Origin of the sequence: Blastococcus aggregatus (assembly GCF_900221005.1) — a bacterium.
In the GTDB taxonomy this organism is placed as follows: Bacteria; Actinomycetota; Actinomycetes; order Mycobacteriales; family Geodermatophilaceae; genus Blastococcus; species Blastococcus aggregatus.
Window position 1 is genome coordinate 261,823 of record NZ_OBQI01000002.1, and the last position, 15,810, is coordinate 277,632.

The following is a 15,810-nucleotide window of genomic DNA, read 5'->3' on the forward strand; positions in this document are numbered from 1 at the left end:
ATCCCACCGCGCGGACGGGCGTGTCGGGTGCGGGTCGGTCAGCGGTCGCGGTGCCCGGAAAAGCTCACCACCTGCTGGAAGGTCGGCCGGTTCTGCCAGTCGATGTCCCGCACCCCGATGACGCCGGTGGCCGTGGACCGGATGTCGTCGGCGTGCTTGTCGTAGGTCAGCTCCGCCACCGAGGCCACGCCCTGCTCGGCGAGGAGCCGGTCGACGGCGGCGCGGAGGGACGCCCGCAGCGCGCCGGTGCACCGCACCTCCTCACCACCGCCGCAGTAGGCGCGCGACCAGCCGCCCTCCTCCTCGGCCGCATCCCCGCTGCCCAGCGCGCGGACGACGTAGCCGTACCAGGCGACGTTGTTCCAGGCCGAGCCCAGACCCTGCCGCGGGTGGTCGTCCAGCCGCTGCGGCAGCTCGGTCACCAGATCGCCGAGGGTGCCGCGCAGCACGTCGTGCGCGACGGACCCGCCGAGGGCGCCGTCCTCGGCCGTGCTCTCCCACCAGGCGTCGAAGAGCGCGATCGCGGCCTGGTCGTCGTAGGCGCCGTCCCGGTCGGCGTCGATGCGGTGCGCGCCCCGGGCCTGCCAGTCGCGCAGCAGCCCGGTCGCCGCCGCCAGCTGCGGGTCGTCACCGACCGCGTCGAGCAGCGCGGGCAGCGTGTAGTCCGCCCGGACGTCCACGGTCGCTGCGTCCTGCACGAGCGCGACGAGGTCCGCGGTGCCCACCCCGCCCTCGGCGACGAGGGCGTCGACCCGGTCGGAGATCGCCAGGCTGCGCTGGACCGGCCCCCAGCCCCACACGTCGTCGGCCGCCGCCCAGCCCGGTGCCGGCTTGTTGTTCCAGGAGACGAGCGAGCCGGTGGGCGGGTTGATCTCCTGCGGGTGCCGGTCCGGGGAGAGCCAGCCCTGCCAGGCGAACTCCTCGTCGGCCCAGCGCGGCAGGTGCGGATCGGTGCCCTCGGCGCGGACCGGGAGCAGCCCGGACGAGTAGTAGGCGATGTCGCGGTCGTCGGCGTAGAACCAGTTGAACGTGTAGTCGACGGCGGCCGCGGCCTCCTGGAAGCTCGCCGCGTCGTGGACGGCGTCCGGGTCGCCGAACCGCTCGAAGCCCACCACCGAGTCGAGCTCCCGGTGGTAGGTGCTGCGCTGCGCCACGATCCCCACCGGCTCGCCGTCCACGGTGGTCCGCAGCTGGACGATGCCCTGCTCGGTGCGCAGGACCAGGAAGCGCAGCTCCTGCGGCGCACCCACCCCGCCCAGGGTGGGCAGCGCGAGCTGCTCGTGCACGTGCCGGTCCATCGGCACGCACTCGGCGCCGTCGAGGTACCCGGTCGACTCCACCGTGGCGGTCCCGCCCTCGGGGTCGCACAGCCGGACGACGACGGTGTCGACGTTGTCGTGGTTGGCGCTGGTCGCCGACCACGCGTAGTCCACGCCGCGGCCGAGCTGGACGACGAAGTTGGTGCCGGCGAACGAGACGCCCCGCGCCTGGATGCCCGGTGCCACCACCGCCTGCTCGGTGAGCAGCTGCGGTGCGTAGTAGCTGGTCTGCGGCCCGAACACCGCCCGTGGGCGGCCGTCCTCGGTGTGCTCGCCGGAGACGAGGGCGGCGTTGCTCAGCCCGTCGGCCATGGAGCCGAGGTCCAGCGTGCCGAAGGGTCCGGTGACCTGCTCCGGCGCCGGCAGGCCCGCGAGCGGGGTCGGGAGCCCGCCCGCGACGTCGGAGCCGGAGCCGGGCGCCGTCGGCCCGTCGAGGTCGGGCAGCGCGACGCCGGGCAGCGTCGGGTCCACGGGCGCACCTCCGCCGTTCGGCGTGCGGACCGTCGAGGTGGTCGGCGCCTGTGGATCGTCCGCCGAGCGCAGGTCGTCGAAGATCCGCCGTCCCTCCGCGGGACCGAAACGGTCCTCCAGCTGCTGCAGCCACCGTGCGTTGGCGAACTCGGCGCCGCCGCCCTTGCCGAAGATGCCGCCGACCAGCGAGGCGATGTAGACGACGTCCGCGCGGTCCCAGTCCTCGGGGAGCTTCTGCAGCGCCACGTACTCGACGGGGCAGTCGGCGCCCACGACCAGTCCCGGGCACAGTGCCCGCTGACCGGCGTTGATGCCCGCGAGGTAGGCGTCGGTGGCGCGCAGCAGCGCCTGCCCCTCCTCGCCGAACCGGGCGGCGACGTCCTCGACCTGGGCCGTCGCCTCCTCCTCGGTGTAGTAGGCGGTGCGCACCTGCTCCCGGTCCATGGCGATGTTCTCGGGGCTGGGGCCGAGGAACTCCGAGGCGCGCCCCGCACCCACGTGCCGGAGGACGTCCATGAGGAACATCCGGTCCTGTACGCCCACCCATCCCGACGCCCAGGCGGCGAGCTCCCGCGTCTCGGCCTCGATGTAAGGGACGCCGAACGCGTCCCGCCGGACGACGACGCCCTCGCGCGGCCGCTCGATGCGCACCGCCTCGGCGTCGGAGATCGTGAGCGGGGCGTCCTTGTAGAAGGCGTCCAGCGAGTCGTCGGTGAGCGTGCCGAGGTCGGCCGCGTTGAGCGCGTCGTACATCTCGAGCTGGTCGGAGAAGTTGCGCGGCGCGTTCCGGCCGTCCACCGCCTGCCGGCCGAGCGGGTCGCCCAGCACCGCGCCGACCGTCCCGGGCAGCGTCATGCCGCCGGACTGACCGGGCGGGAGGACGTTCCGCACGCCGCCGTACCCGGCGGGGTCCTCCTCCGCCGATGCGGCGGTCGGGACCGCCAGTCCGGCGAGCGCCACGGCGCCCGCCACCAGCACGGTTGCGAGTCGCACGCGAACCTCCGGGTCCGGGGATGGTGCCGGGTGCAACGACACGGGCGCCCGTGGGTTACGTCACACGCTCGGCGCCCTCAGTGCTCCGACCACACGCCGAGCTCGTTGCCGCTCGGGTCGGCGAAGTGGAACCGGCGGCCGCCGGGGAACGGGTACGGACCGTCGGTCACGCGCCCACCGGCCGCCTCCACCGCGGCGAGGGTCCGGTCGAGATCGGCGGAGAAGAGCAGGACCAGTGGCCCGCCGGGGCGGAGAGGCTGCTCGTCGAGTCGGAGGCCGCCCACCTCCGGTGCTCCGTCGGTGACCGCCCGGATGCCGGCGTACGCCGGGCCGTAGTCGGTGAACGTCCAGCCGAAGGCCTCCGCGTAGAACCGCTTCGCGGCGGCGAGGTCGGTGACGGTGAGCTCGACGTAGTCGATGGAGTGGTGCCGGGCGGCGCTGGAGTCGGTCATGCCGGCATGGTGCCGCGCGGGTCCGTCAGGAATCGGGCCCGGCCACGTCGCCGGCACCCAGGCGCACCCGGCGCAGGACGCCGAAGATCGTGTCGAGCTCGGACTCCTGCAGGTCGCCCAGGCCGAAGTCGAGCCCGGTGAGCCCCCGGGTGGCCGGCTCGACCACCTCGCGCCCCTCCTGGGTGATCACGGCCAGCACGCCACGGCCGTCGGCGGGGTTGGGCCGGCGGTCCACGAGGCCGGCCGCGGCCAGGCGGTCGATCGCGTTGGTGACGCTGGTCGGATGCACCATCAGCCGGCTGCCGATGACCTTGAGCGGCAGCTCCCCGGTGCGGCTGAACGTGAGCAGCACGAGCACCTCGTAGCGGGCGAAGGTCAGCCCGTGCGGCTTGAGCGCCTCGTCGAAGCGGGCCAGCAGGATCTGCTGCACGCGGAAGACCGACGTCGCGGCCCGCATCGCCGCGGCCGGCCCGAAGCGTTCCTCCCAGGTCTGGGCGGCGCGCTCGATCGGGTCGAAGGGCAGCCCCAGCGGTCGCACCATGGCCCGGACGCTACCGGTGGCCGAGCACCCCTCCTCCCGCCTCTTCCCTCGTTCCTCAGCGCAGGGCCGGGCGCAGCGGCGGGACCGCGCGGACCCCGAACACGTCCCGCAGCGCGACCTGGGCCGCGTTGTCGCCGCAGGCGCCGTGCACCGCCGGCCCGGGCGGCGTCGCCGCGGACGCGAGGTACACGCCCTGCACCGGCGTCCGGTAGGTGTTCCACCGGGGCACGGGCCGGGCCAGCATCTGGCGCAGGGTGGCCTGGCCGTTGGAGATGTCGCCGCCCAGGTAGCTGATGTTCCACTGCTCCATCTGGACGGCGGTCTTCGTGTGCCGCTCCAGCACGGTGTCCTTGAAACCGGGGGCGAACCGCTCGACCTGGTTCTCGATCGCCGCGGTCATGTCCACGTCCGCGCCGTGCGGCACGTGCACGTAGGCCCAGAAGATGTGCCCGCCCTCGGGCGCCCGCGTCGGGTCCGGCACCGTCGGCTGCACGGCGAGCACGTAGGGCTTGTCGGTGAGCCGGCCCTGGTTGGGGGCGCGCTCCCCCGCGAGCGTCTCCTGCAGGTCGCCCGCGACGTGGATGGTCCCGGCCCGGCGGACCTCGGGGTTCGTCCACGGCACCGGGTCCGACAGGATCCAGTCGATCTTGAACACGCCGGCGCCGTGCTTGTACCGGCGGACCCAGCGGCGGTAGCCCTCGTTCAGCCGGTCGCCGGCCATCGACACGAACGCCTCCGGCGTGGTGTCCAGCAGCACCGCGGGCACACCCTCGAACTCCCGCAGGTCGGTGACCTCGTGGCCGGTGATCACCTCGCCGCCCTGCTCCTCGAGCGCGGTGACCATCGCGTCGGCCAACTGCTGCGAGCCGCCCTCCACGAGCGGCCACCCGGCGTGGTGGGAGAGCATCGCCAGCAGCATCCCCAGCGCGGACGTCAGCGGCTGGTTCAGGTCGAGCATCCCGTGCGCCGCCGCCCCGGCGAGCAGCGCCTGGCCGCCCTCGGTGTCGAAGTACCGGCGCGCCAGCCAGCTCACGTTCGGCAGCCCGGTGAGCCCGAACTGGGCGATCTGCAGCGGGCTGCGGGTGGGCAGCCGCCGCAGCCGGCTGGTCAGGAAGAAGTCGACGACGTCGGTGCCGTGCTCCACCAGGGGCCCGAAGAGCCGGCGGTAGGCGGCGGCGTCGTCGCCCAGTCCCGCCGCGGTCTGCTCCAGCGAGGTATAGGACAGCGCCGCCCGGCCGCCGTCCAGCGGGTGGGCGAAGTTGATCTCCGGCTGGACGAGCCGGACCCCGCGGCTGGCCAGGTCGAACTCCCGGAAGAACGGCGCCGCGGCTGCCATCGGCTGCACGGTCGAGCAGACGTCGTGGTGGTAGCCGGAGCGCATCAGCTCCTCGGTGCGCATCCCGCCACCCGGCCGGTCTGCGGCCTCGACCACCTGCACACGCAGGCCGGCGGCGCTCAGCCGCAGTGCAGCGGCCAGCCCGTTGGGCCCCGCCCCGACGACGACGGCATCCGGTCGTCCAGCACGCCCGCTCACCCGGTGATCCTCACGACGGGGTGCCGGATCCGCAAGTTCCGGGGCAGGTGAGTCGGTCCGTACGCCTGGGGCGCGTCGCGCCGGGGCTCATGGCCACCGATCGCGTACCGGATCTAGCCTTCGCCGGTGCAGTCCTCCCTCGACCATCCGCCCGCGATCGAGCCGGAGCCGCTCCGGCTGACACCGGCCGGGCGCCGGCGCCGCCTCTCCGCCGTGCTGATCGTCCTGGCCCTGCTGCTCGCGGGCACCGTCTGGGGCGACGACGACGCGTTCCCGTTCGGCCCGTTCCGCATGTACTCCACGCGCAACGACCCGAACGCCCCGGTGATCTCCACCCGGGCGGTGGGCGTGACCGCGGCCGGCGAGGAGATCAAGCTGTCGGGCGGGCAGGTCGGGCTGCGCCGGGCGGAGTTCGAGGGCCAGATCCAGCGGCTGCGCGAGCACCCCGAGCTGCTCGGCCTGCTGGCCGACGCCTTCGCCGACGACAACCCCGGGGCGCCGGAGCTGGTGGCCGTGCAGATGGTGCACCGCAAGTTCGAGCTGTCCGACGGCCGCCCCACGGGCGGCTACACCGACACCGTCGTCGTCCACCTCGACCTCGACGACGAGGACGGGAACCCGTGAGCGCCCCCGCTGCCCCCATGACACCCCGCTGGTGGTTCGCCCCCGTTCCGCTGGCACGGATCGCGGTGTTCCGCACGATCGCCTACCTGTTCATCCCGGTCGACGTCTTCCTGACCACCGCCTGGGTGCGAGCGCACGCCGACGTCCCGACCGAGTGGTACGCCCCGCTGCTCGTCGGCCGGATCCTGCACCTGCCCTCCCCGACGCACACGCTGGTGCTCGTCGTGCAGTGGGCGCTGGTCCTGGCCGCCGTGGCCGCCGCCACCGGCCGGGCGCCCCGGCTGCTCGGCGCCGCCGTCTTCCTCCTCTACGCGGAGTGGATGGTGATCGCGATGAGCTACGGGAAGGTCGACCACGACCGGATCGCCTTCCTGGTCGCGCTGGCCGTGCTGCCGACCATCGGGCGGGCGAGGTTCCGCGACCGGCGGCTGTCGGAGTCCGCGGGCTGGGCGATGGCCGCGGTGTTCGTCACCGTCATGCTCACCTACTTTCTCGCCGCCTGGGCCAAGGTGCGGTTCGGCGGCTGGGACTGGCCGACCGGCTCCACGCTGACCCGCGCGGTGGTGCGCCGCGGCACGCCGCTGTCGGACTGGACGCTCGACGTCCCCGGCCTGCTGCCGGCGGCGCAGTGGCTGATGCTGATCCTGGAGTTCGCCGCGCCGCTGATGCTGCTGGTGCGCAGCGACCGGGCCCGGATCGCCCTGGCGCTGTTCCTCATCGGCTTCCACGTGATGACCTACGCGGGCGTGCAGATCATCTTCCTGCCGCACTGCATCGCGATCCTGTCGATCCTGCCGTGGGAGCGGCTGACCGCCCGTTCGGGACGGCGACCGGCTCAGAGCCGGGCGAGCAGCTCGTCGGCGGCGCTGTAGGGGTCGGTCTCCCCCGCCACCACGCGGGCGGCCAGCGCGTCGAGCGCGGCGCCGTCGCGCAGGTCGCCGATCCGCGTGCGCAGCTCGGCCAGGGCGATCGCCTCGATCTCGCGGGCGGCGCGCGCCGTGCGCCGCCGCTCGCCCTCGCCGGAGGACTCCAGCCACAGCCGGTGCTCCTCGATCTTCGCCAGGACGTCGTCGATGCCGTTGTCGGTGTCCCGGGCGGCGACCGTGCGGCAGATCGGCGGGCGCCAGCGGCCGGTCAGGTCGTGCCGGCCACCGAGGGACTGCATGTACCGGAGGTCGCGCACCGTCTGGTCCGCCCCGTCCCGGTCGGCCTTGTTGACGACGAAGACGTCGGCGACCTCGAGGATCCCCGCCTTGGCCGCCTGGATGCCGTCACCCATCCCCGGTGCGACCAGCACCAGGGTGGTGTCGGCGAGCGAGGCGATCTCCAGCTCGGACTGACCCACCCCGACCGTCTCGATCAGGACGACGTCGCAGCCCGCGGCGTCCAGCACCCGCAGCGCCTGCGGGGTCGCCCACGAGAGCCCGCCGAGGTGCCCGCGCGAGGCCATGGAGCGGATGAACACCCCGCCGTCGCCGGCGTGGTCCTGCATCCGCACCCGGTCCCCGAGCAGGGCGCCGCCGGAGAACGGCGACGACGGGTCGACCGCCAGCACCCCGACGCGCTTGCCGGCCTGCCGCAGGGCCCGGACCAGGGCCGTCGTCGTCGTGGACTTGCCGACGCCCGGTGAGCCGGTAAGCCCCAGCACCTGGGCCGAGCCGGTGTGCGGCGCCAGTGCGGCCGCGACCTCGCGCAGCGCCGGGCTGGCGTCCTCCACCAGCGAGATCAGCCGGGCCACCGATCGCGGGTCGCCCTCGCGGGCCCGCTCGACCAGCGTGGGGACGTCGACAGACCTCCGCCCCCGCCGCCCAGGGGCGGCGGGGGCGGAGGTCTGCACCGCGGTCCCCGCAGGGACCTGGGTCACGCCTGGGAGGGCGCGTGCAGGATCAGGGCGTCGCCCTGGCCACCGCCGCCGCACAGCGCGGCGGCACCGACCTTGGCACCCCGGCGACGCAGCTCCAGCGCGACGTCGAGGACGAGGCGGGCGCCGCTCATGCCGATCGGGTGCCCCAGGGCGATGGCGCCACCGCTGGGGTTGACCTTCTCGGGGTCGATGCCCAGCTCGCGCGTGGAGACGATGCCCACGGCGGCGAAGGCCTCGTTGAGCTCGACGACGTCGAGGTCCTTGGGGTCGATGCCCTCGCGCTCGCACGCCTTCTTGATGGCGTTGGCCGGCTGGCTCTGCAGCGAGGCGTCCGGCCCGGCGACGACGCCGTGCGCGCCGATCTCGGCGATCGGGGTGATGCCCAGCTCGGCGGCCTTCGCCGCGCTCATGACCACGACGGCGCAGGCGCCGTCGGAGATCTGCGAGGCGGTGCCGGCGGTGATGGTGCCGTCCTTCGCGAAGGCGGGCCTCAGCTTCCCGAGGCTCTCCACGGTCGTGTCGGGGCGGATGCCCTCGTCCTCGGTGAACTCGATCGGGTCGCCCTTGCGCTGCGGGATGAGCACCGGGGTGATCGACTCGGCGAAGACGCCGTCCTTGTGCGAGCGCGCCGCCTTCTCGTGGCTGGCCGCGGCGAACGCGTCCTGCTCCTCGCGGGTCAGGTTGTAGCGGGAGTTGGCCTTCTCGGTCAGCTCGCCCATCGCCACCTGGTCGAAGGTGTCGGAGAGGCCGTCGTGGGCCATCGAGTCGATGAGCTTGGTGTCGCCGTACTTCGTGCCGGTGCGCGAGTTCGCCAGGATGTGCGGCGCCTGGGTCATCGACTCCTGGCCACCGGCGACGACGATGTCGAACTCGCCGGCACGGATCAGCTGGTCGGCCAGCGCGATGGCGGACAGACCCGACAGGCAGACCTTGTTGATGGTCAGCGCGGGCACCGACATCGGGATGCCGCCGGCCACCGCCGCGGGGCGGGCGGGGTTCTGCCCGGCGCCGGCCTGGATGACCTGGCCCATGATCACGTACTCGACCTGGTCGCCGGTGATGCCGGCGCGCTCCAGGGCGGCCTTGATCGCGACGCCACCGAGGTCCGCGGCCGAGAAATCCTTGAGCCCGCCGAGCAGGCGACCCATCGGGGTACGCGCACCGCTGACGATGACCGAGCGGACTCTGTTGTTCTCACTCATGGGGGGCCTCCAGTGCCGGGCCGCCGACGCCGGCGACCGTTCAAGACAGAGCAGACCGCGCTGTTCGCGCGGCGTCGGGCTGCCCACCATGTTAGAACCACCCGCCGGCGGACGTGGCGTGGCCCACTCCCGGCCCCCTCCCGTCACCCGACCGGGGCCTCCCAGCGGCCCCCGGAGTGTCGTCCCGGGCCGGGGCACGGCAGGATGCCGACGTGACCACCAACGACGCTGCGGCCACCGGTCTGCCCGAGGGGCTGTTCACCACCATCGACCACGTGGGCATCGCCGTGCCCGACCTGGACGAGGCGATCGCCTTCTACGCCCAGGCCTTCGGCGTGCGCTCGGTGCACGAGGAGACCAACGAGGAGCAGGGCGTCCGCGAGGCGATGCTCGCCGTCGGCGACGGCGACACCCGGATCCAGCTGCTCGCACCGCTGACCCCGGAGTCCACGATCGCCAAGTTCATCGGCCGGTCCGGCCCCGGCCTGCAGCAGCTGGCCTTCCGGGTCGACGACGTCGAGGCGGTCAGCGCCACCCTCCGCGAACGCGGCCTGCGGCTGCTCTACGACGTACCCAAGCGCGGCACGTCCGACAGCCGGGTCAACTTCATCCACCCGAAGGACGCCGGCGGGGTGCTCGTCGAGCTCGTGCAGCCGGCGACCCCGGCGCACTGACCCCCCACCACCTCTCCGGCGGGGCCGTTACCCATCGGTAACGTCCTCCGCCACCGCACTGCCCCAGTACCGCCCTCCGAGCCCGGCCGACGACGGCCTTCAACGACCCAGGAGTTCGCGTGAACGAGATCAGGGACGCCATCCTCGCCGACCAGCTGGACGCGCTGGGCGGCCTCGCCGTGCCGGAGTCCTACCGCGCCGTCGTGGTGCGCAAGGACGAGCAGAACATGTTCGAGGGGGTGCCGACCAAGGAGAAGGACCCCCGCAAGTCCCTGCACATCGACGAGGTCCCCACCCCCGAGCTGGGCCCGGGCGAGGCGATCGTCGCCGTCATGGCGTCCTCGGTGAACTACAACACCGTCTGGACGTCGATCTTCGAGCCCGTCTCGACCTTCGGCTTCCTCGAGCGCTACGGCCGCCTGTCGGAGCTCACCAAGCGGCACGACCTGCCCTACCACGTGGTCGGCTCCGACCTCGCCGGCGTCGTGCTCCGGGTCGGCCCGGGCGTCAACAAGTGGAAGCCGGGCGACGAGGTCGTCGCGCACTGCCTCTCGGTGGAGCTCGAGGACCCGGCCGGCCACGACGACACGATGATGGACCCGCAGCAGCGGATCTGGGGCTTCGAGACCAACTTCGGCGGGCTCGCCGAGCTCGCCCTGGTCAAGAGCAACCAGCTGATGCCGAAGCCCGGCCACCTCTCCTGGGAGGAGGCCGCCAGCCCGGGCCTGGTCAACTCGACGGCCTACCGCCAGCTGGTGAGCAAGAACGGCGCCAACATGAAGCAGGGTGACGTCGTCCTGATCTGGGGCGCCTCGGGCGGCCTGGGCTCCTACGCCACGCAGATGGCCCTCAACGGCGGCGCGATCCCGGTCTGCATCGTCAGCAGCCCCGAGAAGGCCGAGATCGTCCGCAAGATGGGCGCCGACCTGGTCATCGACCGCTCCGCCGAGGGCTACAAGTTCTGGAAGGACGAGCGCACCCAGGACCCCAAGGAGTGGCAGCGCTTCGGCAAGAAGATCCGTGAGCTGACCGGCGGCGAGGACGTCGACATCGTCTTCGAGCACCCGGGCCGCGAGACCTTCGGCGCCAGCGTCTACGTCGCCAAGAAGGGCGGCACGATCATCACCTGCGCCTCGACCAGCGGCTACATGCACGAGTACGACAACCGCTACCTCTGGATGAACCTCAAGAAGATCCTCAGCTCCCACTTCGCCAACTACAAGGAGGCGTGGGAGGCCAACCGGCTCATCGACAAGGGCCTCATCCACCCGACCCTGTCGAAGGTCTACCCGATGGCGGAGGTCGGCCAGGCCGCCCTCGACGTCCACAAGAACGCCCACCAGGGCAAGGTCGGCGTGCTGACCCTCGCCCCCGAGGAGGGGCTCGGTGTGAAGAACGCCGAGAAGCGCGCGCAGCACCTCGAGGCGATCAACCGCTTCCGCGGCGTCTGACCTCCCCGTTCCGCGCCCGAGGGCCCGGCCTCCCGTTCCGGGGGGCCGGGCCCTCGGTGCATCGACCGGCCTACGGTGACTGCCGGGGCGTCCGGGACCATTGGGATCCGGCGCACCCGAGACGGTGACCGACCGATCCCCTTCTGCGAGGATGTGGACATGAGCGACCCCCGCCACGAACTGCCGATGCACGAGGCCCAGCACTCGTTCGACGTGGTGCTGCGGGGGTACGACCGCAGCCAGGTCGCCGACACCATCGAGCGGCTCGAGGCGGACTTCCGCATCGCGCTGGCCGACCGCGACGCCGCCGTCGCCCGCTCGGCGGACATGGTCGGCCAGCTGTCGGCGATGCACAACGAGATCGAGGCGCTGCGCCGCAAGGCCGCCACCGCCTCGGCTCCCACCTTCGAGAACATCAGCGAGCGCATCCAGCACATGCTGCAGCTCGCCGAGGAGGAGGCCGGCGAGATCCGCCGCGCCGCCGAGCTCGACGCCCAGGCCGTCCGCGAGCAGACCGACGCCGAGGAGCGCGCCCTGCTCGAGCGGCACGCCGCCGGGCAGGCCGAGGTCGAGCGGATGATCGCCGAGGCGCGGCAGGCCGCCGAGCAGATCATGCAGAAGGCCCAGCTGCGGGCCGACGAGCTCGTCGCCAAGGCCCAGGAGCGGGTGGCCCGCCTCGACGCCGAGTCGCAGGCCCGCCGGGCCAAGGTCGAGGAGGACTTCGACATCGCCCAGCGCGCCCGCCGGGCCGAGGCCGCCCGGGCCGAGGAGGAGCGCGAGCGCATCTCCACCCAGGCCGCCCGCCAGCGGGTCGCCGCCGCCGAGCAGCACGCCGCCGCGCTGGTCGCCGACGGCGAGGCGAAGGCCGAGGCCATCCGCGGTGTCCGTGACGAGCTCACCGGCCGGCTGCTCCAGGCCCGCCGCCTGCTGGACAACCTGCCCGACCTCGGCGACCGCCCGGAGCAGCCGGCAGCCCCCGAGGCCGAGCAGGCCGCACCCGCGCGCCCGGAGGCCGCCCGCTCGGAGGCCGAGCGTCCGGAGGGTCAGCGCCCCGAGGCGGAGCAGCGGCCGCAGCCCACTCCGCGGGCGACGACGGCCGCCCCTGCCGCGGCCGCTCCTGCGACCACGGAGCAGACCGCACCCGCGCAGCCTGCCCAGGCCCCCGCGACGTCCGGCCCGACCACCCGCCAGCTCCCGCTGCCCCCGCGGCCGTCCCAGACGGCCGGCGGGTCGACCGCGGCACCGGTCGCCGGTCCGGCCACGCAGTCGATCGACCAGCCGGTCGGGCAGGGCCGCTCCTGACGGCTCGTCGGCGGGCGTGGGCCGGCCTCCTGGCCGGCCTGCTCTGGACCGCGCTGCTGGCCGTCGCGAGCCCGCACGCGCACGCGGACGGCGAGACCGGCCGGCTGCGCATCGCCCACCTCTCCCCCGACTCGCCGGCCGTCGACGTCGCCGTGACGGCGGCGCCGGCGGGGCGTCCCGCGGTCGACGCCGGCACGGACGTGGCCACCGGCCTCGGCTACGGCGACGTGAGCGGGTTCGGCGACCTCGCCGCCGGCAGCTACGCGGTCAGCGTGCGCCCGGCAGGCTCCTCGCCCGCCACGGCACCCGCCCTCTCGGCCCGGGTGGAGGTGCCGGCCGAGGGCGCCCGCACGCTCGCGCTGTCGGGCGGCTTCGCCGATCTGACGCTCTCTCCCCTGCCCGACGACCCGACCGCGCCGGCCACCGGGACCGCACGGGTCCGGGTCGTGGCCGCGGCCGGCGGTGCGGCGGCGCTGGACGTGGCCGTCGTCGGTGGCCCGGTCCTGGCGAGCGGGCTCTCCCTCCCCGCCGTGTCGGACTACACCCCCGTCCCGGCCGGCTCCGTCGTGCTGCGGCTGGCGGGCGCGACCGGGGCGACGGACGTGCCCGTGGACGTCGTCGCCGGCACCGTCGTGAGCCTGCTCGTGCTCGACACCCCCGGGGGCGGACTCACCGTGCGCCCGCTCATCGACGCGACCGCCCCGGCGGTGGTGCCCGCCGGCGCCGTGGAGGCAGGCGGCTCGGCCCCGCCGCCAGCCCGCTTCCCGCGGCTCGTCGCCACCCCTGCGCCCCCGGCTCCCGGAGCGGTGCCCCCGGTCCGGGTCCGCGCGCCCGCAGCCGGTGTCGACGCCCCGGTGACCGGCACCGGCCTGGACGCCGGAGGCGGCCTGGCGGTGCCGGCCGACGCCTCCGTGGCCGGCTGGTACGTCGCCGGCCCGTCACCGGGGCAGCCGGGGCCGGCCGTGCTCACCGCGCACGTCGACTGGGCCGGCGCCCCGGGAGCGTTCGCCGGGCTGGACCGGCTCGCGCCCGGGGACGTGGTCGTCGTCGACCACGCCGACGGCACGAGCGCGCGGTTCGCCGTCGACCGGGTGGCGCGGGTGTCGAAGAGCGCGTTCCCGACCGGAGAGGTCTACGGGCCGGCGCCCGGGTCGGAGCTCCGGCTGATCACCTGCGGCGGGTCGTTCGACCCCGTCGTCGGGAGCTATGCCGACGACGTCGTCGTCTTCGCGCGGCTGATCGGCTAGCGCCGCCGGTCGCGGGCCCGCCAGCAGGCGGTGTGCCAGTGCCGCCGCCGATCGGCTGCCGAGTCGGTGTCCCAGGGATCCAGGTCCGAGTCGCGGGCGTACGCCGGCCAGGTCACCACGTGCGGCGTGCCGGGACGGATCTCCTGGTCGCAGCCCGGGCAGCGGTAGGTCTTGCCGGTACCGGCGCCCGTGAGGGGCCGGACCACCCAGTCGCCGTCCGCGGCTTCCTCGACCTGCTCAGCGCGACGGCCCGGTTCCCGACCTGCTGGTCGGGAACCGGGCCGTGGGCGCCTACGGGGCAATCGTCAGCGGCGGGCGTAGTCGTGGAAGCCACGACCGGTCTTGCGGCCCAGGTAGCCGGCGGTCACCAGGTGCTCGAGCAGCGGCGCCGGCGCCAGGGCCGGGTCGCGGAACTCGGTGTGCAGCTCCTGCTCGATGGCCAGCGACACGTCGTTGCCGACCACGTCCAGCAGCTCGAAGGGGCCCATCGGGTAGCCGAGGCCCGCCTTGACGGCCGTGTCGATCTCCGTCGTCGAGGCGTAGTGCGCCGCCAGCATGCTCACCGCGTCGTTCAGGTACGGGAAGAGCAGCGCGTTGACGATGAAGCCGGCCCGGTCGCTGCAGGAGACCGCGACCTTCTTGAGCTTCGCCGTCACCGCGTGCACCGTGGCGGCGACGTCCGGCGCGGTGGAGACGGTGGAGACCACCTCGACCAGCTTCATGACCGTCGCGGGGTTGAAGAAGTGCATGCCCACGACGTCGGCCGGGCGACCGCTGGCCAGGGCGCACTTGATCACCGGCAGGCTGGAGGTCGTGGTGGCGAGCACTGCGCCCGGCTTGGCGATCCGGCCCAGGTCGGCGAAGAGCGCCTCCTTGACCGGGAGCGACTCGACGACGGCCTCGATGACCAGGTCGACGTCGCCCAGCGCCTCGACGGAGCTGGCGCCGGTGACGCGGCCGAGCACCTCGTCGCGGACGGACTGCTCGAGCCGGCCGCGCTCGACCTGCTTGTCCAGCGACTTGGCCAGGGCCTTCTCGACGCCGGCGACCTTCTCGTCCGAGCGGGCGATGAAGGTGACGTCGTAGCCGGCCTTGGCGACGACCTCGATGATGCCGGTGGCCATCGTGCCCGAGCCGACGACGCCGACGGTCTGCACCGGGCGGGCGCCCTCGGCGGCACCGCCGGGAGTCGGGGTCGCGGCGTCGGCCACGACCTCGGCCGAGCCGGCCTCGGCGTAGGTGTAGAAGCCGCGGCCGGACTTCCGGCCGAGCAGACCGGCGGTCCGCATCTGCTTGAGGACCGGGCTGGGCGCGTGCAGCCGCTTGCCCGAGACCGCGTGCAGCGAGTCGAGGACGTCGTAGGCGGTGTCGATGCCGATGAGGTCCAGGACCTGCAGCGGGCCCATGGGCAGGCCGCAGCCGAACCGCATGGCGGCGTCGATGTCCTCGCGGCTGGCGTAGCCGTTCTCGAACATCGAGACGGCATGGTTGAGGTAGCCGAACAGCAGCGCGTCGGTGATGAAGCCGGGGTTGTCGCCCACGGTCACCGCGACCTTGCCCAGGCGCTCGACCAGGGCCACCGCGTCCTCGACGACCGTCGGGTCGGTGACGGCGGTGCGGGCGACCTGGACCAGCGTCGCCGTCGGCACGGCGTTGGCGAAGTGCAGCCCGACGACCTTGCTCGGCCGGCCGGTGCCCACCGCGAGCTCGGTGACCGAGAGGCTCGAGGTGTTCGTCGCCAGGATCGCGTCCGGTCCGGTGATCTTGTCGAGCTGGGCGAGGATCTCCGCCTTCAGCCCGGCCCGCTCGGGGACGGCCTCGACGACCAGCTCGGCGGCGGAGAGGTCCTCCAGCGCGGTGGTGTAGCGGATGCGGCCGAGTGCGGCGTCGTCGGCCTCACCGGCGGCGACCGAGCGCTCGATCGCGGCGCGGCCGCGCGCGGCCGCCTCGTCGCTGACCTCGACGGCCGTGACCGACAGGCCCGCCCGGGCGAATGCTTCCGCGATGGCGGCACCCGCGGTGCCCAGCCCCACGATGCCGACCTCGTTCAATTCCCTGGCCACGTTGCAGTCCCTCCACCGTCGGTGATCGGTGGGCAGTCTCTCATCCGCACCACCGGCACCCCGAGGTGACGCC

Annotated in this window: 14 protein-coding genes; 6 read left to right on the forward strand and 8 right to left on the reverse strand. The window is 73.9% G+C overall.

The window, feature by feature from the left end:
* Positions 1-38 precede the first annotated feature (38 nt).
* The 4 genes from CRP29_RS06955 to CRP29_RS06970 form a co-directional block, all read right to left on the reverse strand.
* Positions 39-2,783 (reverse strand): penicillin acylase family protein, encoded by a 2,745-nt coding sequence (locus CRP29_RS06955; RefSeq protein WP_141437080.1) that lies wholly within the window; start codon positions 2,781-2,783, stop codon positions 39-41.
* A gap of 77 nt (positions 2,784-2,860) precedes the next feature.
* On the reverse strand, positions 2,861-3,235 hold the full coding sequence (locus CRP29_RS06960) for a VOC family protein (protein ID WP_097194345.1): 375 nt from the start codon (positions 3,233-3,235) through the stop codon (positions 2,861-2,863).
* 25 nt (positions 3,236-3,260) lie between these two features.
* Positions 3,261-3,776 carry a MarR family winged helix-turn-helix transcriptional regulator gene (locus CRP29_RS06965; protein WP_097194346.1) on the reverse strand — a complete coding sequence of 172 codons (516 nt, stop codon included), beginning with the start codon at positions 3,774-3,776 and terminating at the stop codon, positions 3,261-3,263.
* A 55-nt stretch (positions 3,777-3,831) separates the two neighbouring features.
* Entirely contained in the window at positions 3,832-5,310 is a 1,479-nt protein-coding gene (locus tag CRP29_RS06970; RefSeq protein WP_097194347.1) for a phytoene desaturase family protein, read from the reverse strand.
* Positions 5,311-5,436: 126 nt separating this feature from the next.
* Between CRP29_RS06970 and CRP29_RS06975 the strand changes: the two genes are divergently transcribed.
* Entirely contained in the window at positions 5,437-5,934 is a 498-nt protein-coding gene (locus CRP29_RS06975; RefSeq protein WP_097194348.1) for a hypothetical protein, read from the forward strand.
* Positions 5,931-6,806 (forward strand): MFS transporter permease, encoded by an 876-nt coding sequence (locus tag CRP29_RS06980; RefSeq protein WP_245852580.1) that lies wholly within the window; start codon positions 5,931-5,933, stop codon positions 6,804-6,806. The genes CRP29_RS06975 and CRP29_RS06980 overlap by 4 nt, the downstream gene beginning before the upstream one ends.
* On the opposite strand, the gene meaB is transcribed toward CRP29_RS06980, so the two are convergent.
* Together meaB and CRP29_RS06990 are read right to left on the reverse strand one after the other, a co-directional pair.
* Complete coding sequence (gene meaB, locus CRP29_RS06985; RefSeq protein WP_217991487.1) at positions 6,770-7,798, reverse strand: methylmalonyl Co-A mutase-associated GTPase MeaB; 1,029 nt, start codon at positions 7,796-7,798, stop codon at positions 6,770-6,772. The two genes, CRP29_RS06980 and meaB, sit on opposite strands and share 37 nt — an antisense overlap.
* On the reverse strand, positions 7,795-9,000 hold the full coding sequence (locus CRP29_RS06990) for an acetyl-CoA C-acetyltransferase (RefSeq protein WP_097194350.1): 1,206 nt from the start codon (positions 8,998-9,000) through the stop codon (positions 7,795-7,797). The genes meaB and CRP29_RS06990 overlap by 4 nt, the downstream gene beginning before the upstream one ends.
* Positions 9,001-9,212: 212 nt before the next feature.
* Here CRP29_RS06990 and mce point away from each other — a divergent pair, with 212 nt between their 5' ends.
* The 4 genes from mce (at position 9,213) to CRP29_RS07010 (ending at position 13,674) form a co-directional block, all read left to right on the forward strand.
* Positions 9,213-9,674 (forward strand): methylmalonyl-CoA epimerase, encoded by a 462-nt coding sequence (gene mce, locus CRP29_RS06995; protein ID WP_097194351.1) that lies wholly within the window; start codon positions 9,213-9,215, stop codon positions 9,672-9,674.
* Between the two features lie 119 nt (positions 9,675-9,793).
* Positions 9,794-11,125: a crotonyl-CoA carboxylase/reductase gene (gene ccrA / locus CRP29_RS07000; protein ID WP_097194352.1), complete on the forward strand. Its 1,332-nt coding sequence runs from the start codon at positions 9,794-9,796 to the stop codon at positions 11,123-11,125.
* 159 nt (positions 11,126-11,284) lie between these two features.
* Positions 11,285-12,427 (forward strand): coiled-coil domain-containing protein, encoded by a 1,143-nt coding sequence (locus CRP29_RS07005; RefSeq protein ID WP_097194353.1) that lies wholly within the window; start codon positions 11,285-11,287, stop codon positions 12,425-12,427.
* 110 nt (positions 12,428-12,537) lie between these two features.
* Complete coding sequence (locus tag CRP29_RS07010) at positions 12,538-13,674, forward strand: DUF4397 domain-containing protein (protein ID WP_281256794.1); 1,137 nt, start codon at positions 12,538-12,540, stop codon at positions 13,672-13,674.
* On the opposite strand, the gene CRP29_RS07015 is transcribed toward CRP29_RS07010, so the two are convergent.
* Positions 13,671-13,880: a hypothetical protein gene (locus tag CRP29_RS07015; protein ID WP_245852581.1), complete on the reverse strand. Its 210-nt coding sequence runs from the start codon at positions 13,878-13,880 to the stop codon at positions 13,671-13,673. The genes CRP29_RS07010 and CRP29_RS07015 overlap by 4 nt on opposite strands.
* Before the next feature lie 99 nt (positions 13,881-13,979).
* Complete coding sequence (locus tag CRP29_RS07020; protein WP_097194356.1) at positions 13,980-15,737, reverse strand: 3-hydroxyacyl-CoA dehydrogenase family protein; 1,758 nt, start codon at positions 15,735-15,737, stop codon at positions 13,980-13,982.
* Positions 15,738-15,810: the final 73 nt, after the last annotated feature.

Coding starts and splice junctions, on each gene's coding strand:
- CRP29_RS06965 (WP_097194346.1), bottom strand. CDS start 3,776: ATGGTGCGACCGCTGGGGCTGCCCTTCGACCCGATCGAGCGCGCCGCC.
- CRP29_RS07005 (WP_097194353.1), top strand. CDS start 11,285: ATGAGCGACCCCCGCCACGAACTGCCGATGCACGAGGCCCAGCACTCG.
- CRP29_RS06960 (WP_097194345.1), bottom strand. CDS start 3,235: ATGACCGACTCCAGCGCCGCCCGGCACCACTCCATCGACTACGTCGAG.
- CRP29_RS06990 (WP_097194350.1), bottom strand. CDS start 9,000: ATGAGTGAGAACAACAGAGTCCGCTCGGTCATCGTCAGCGGTGCGCGT.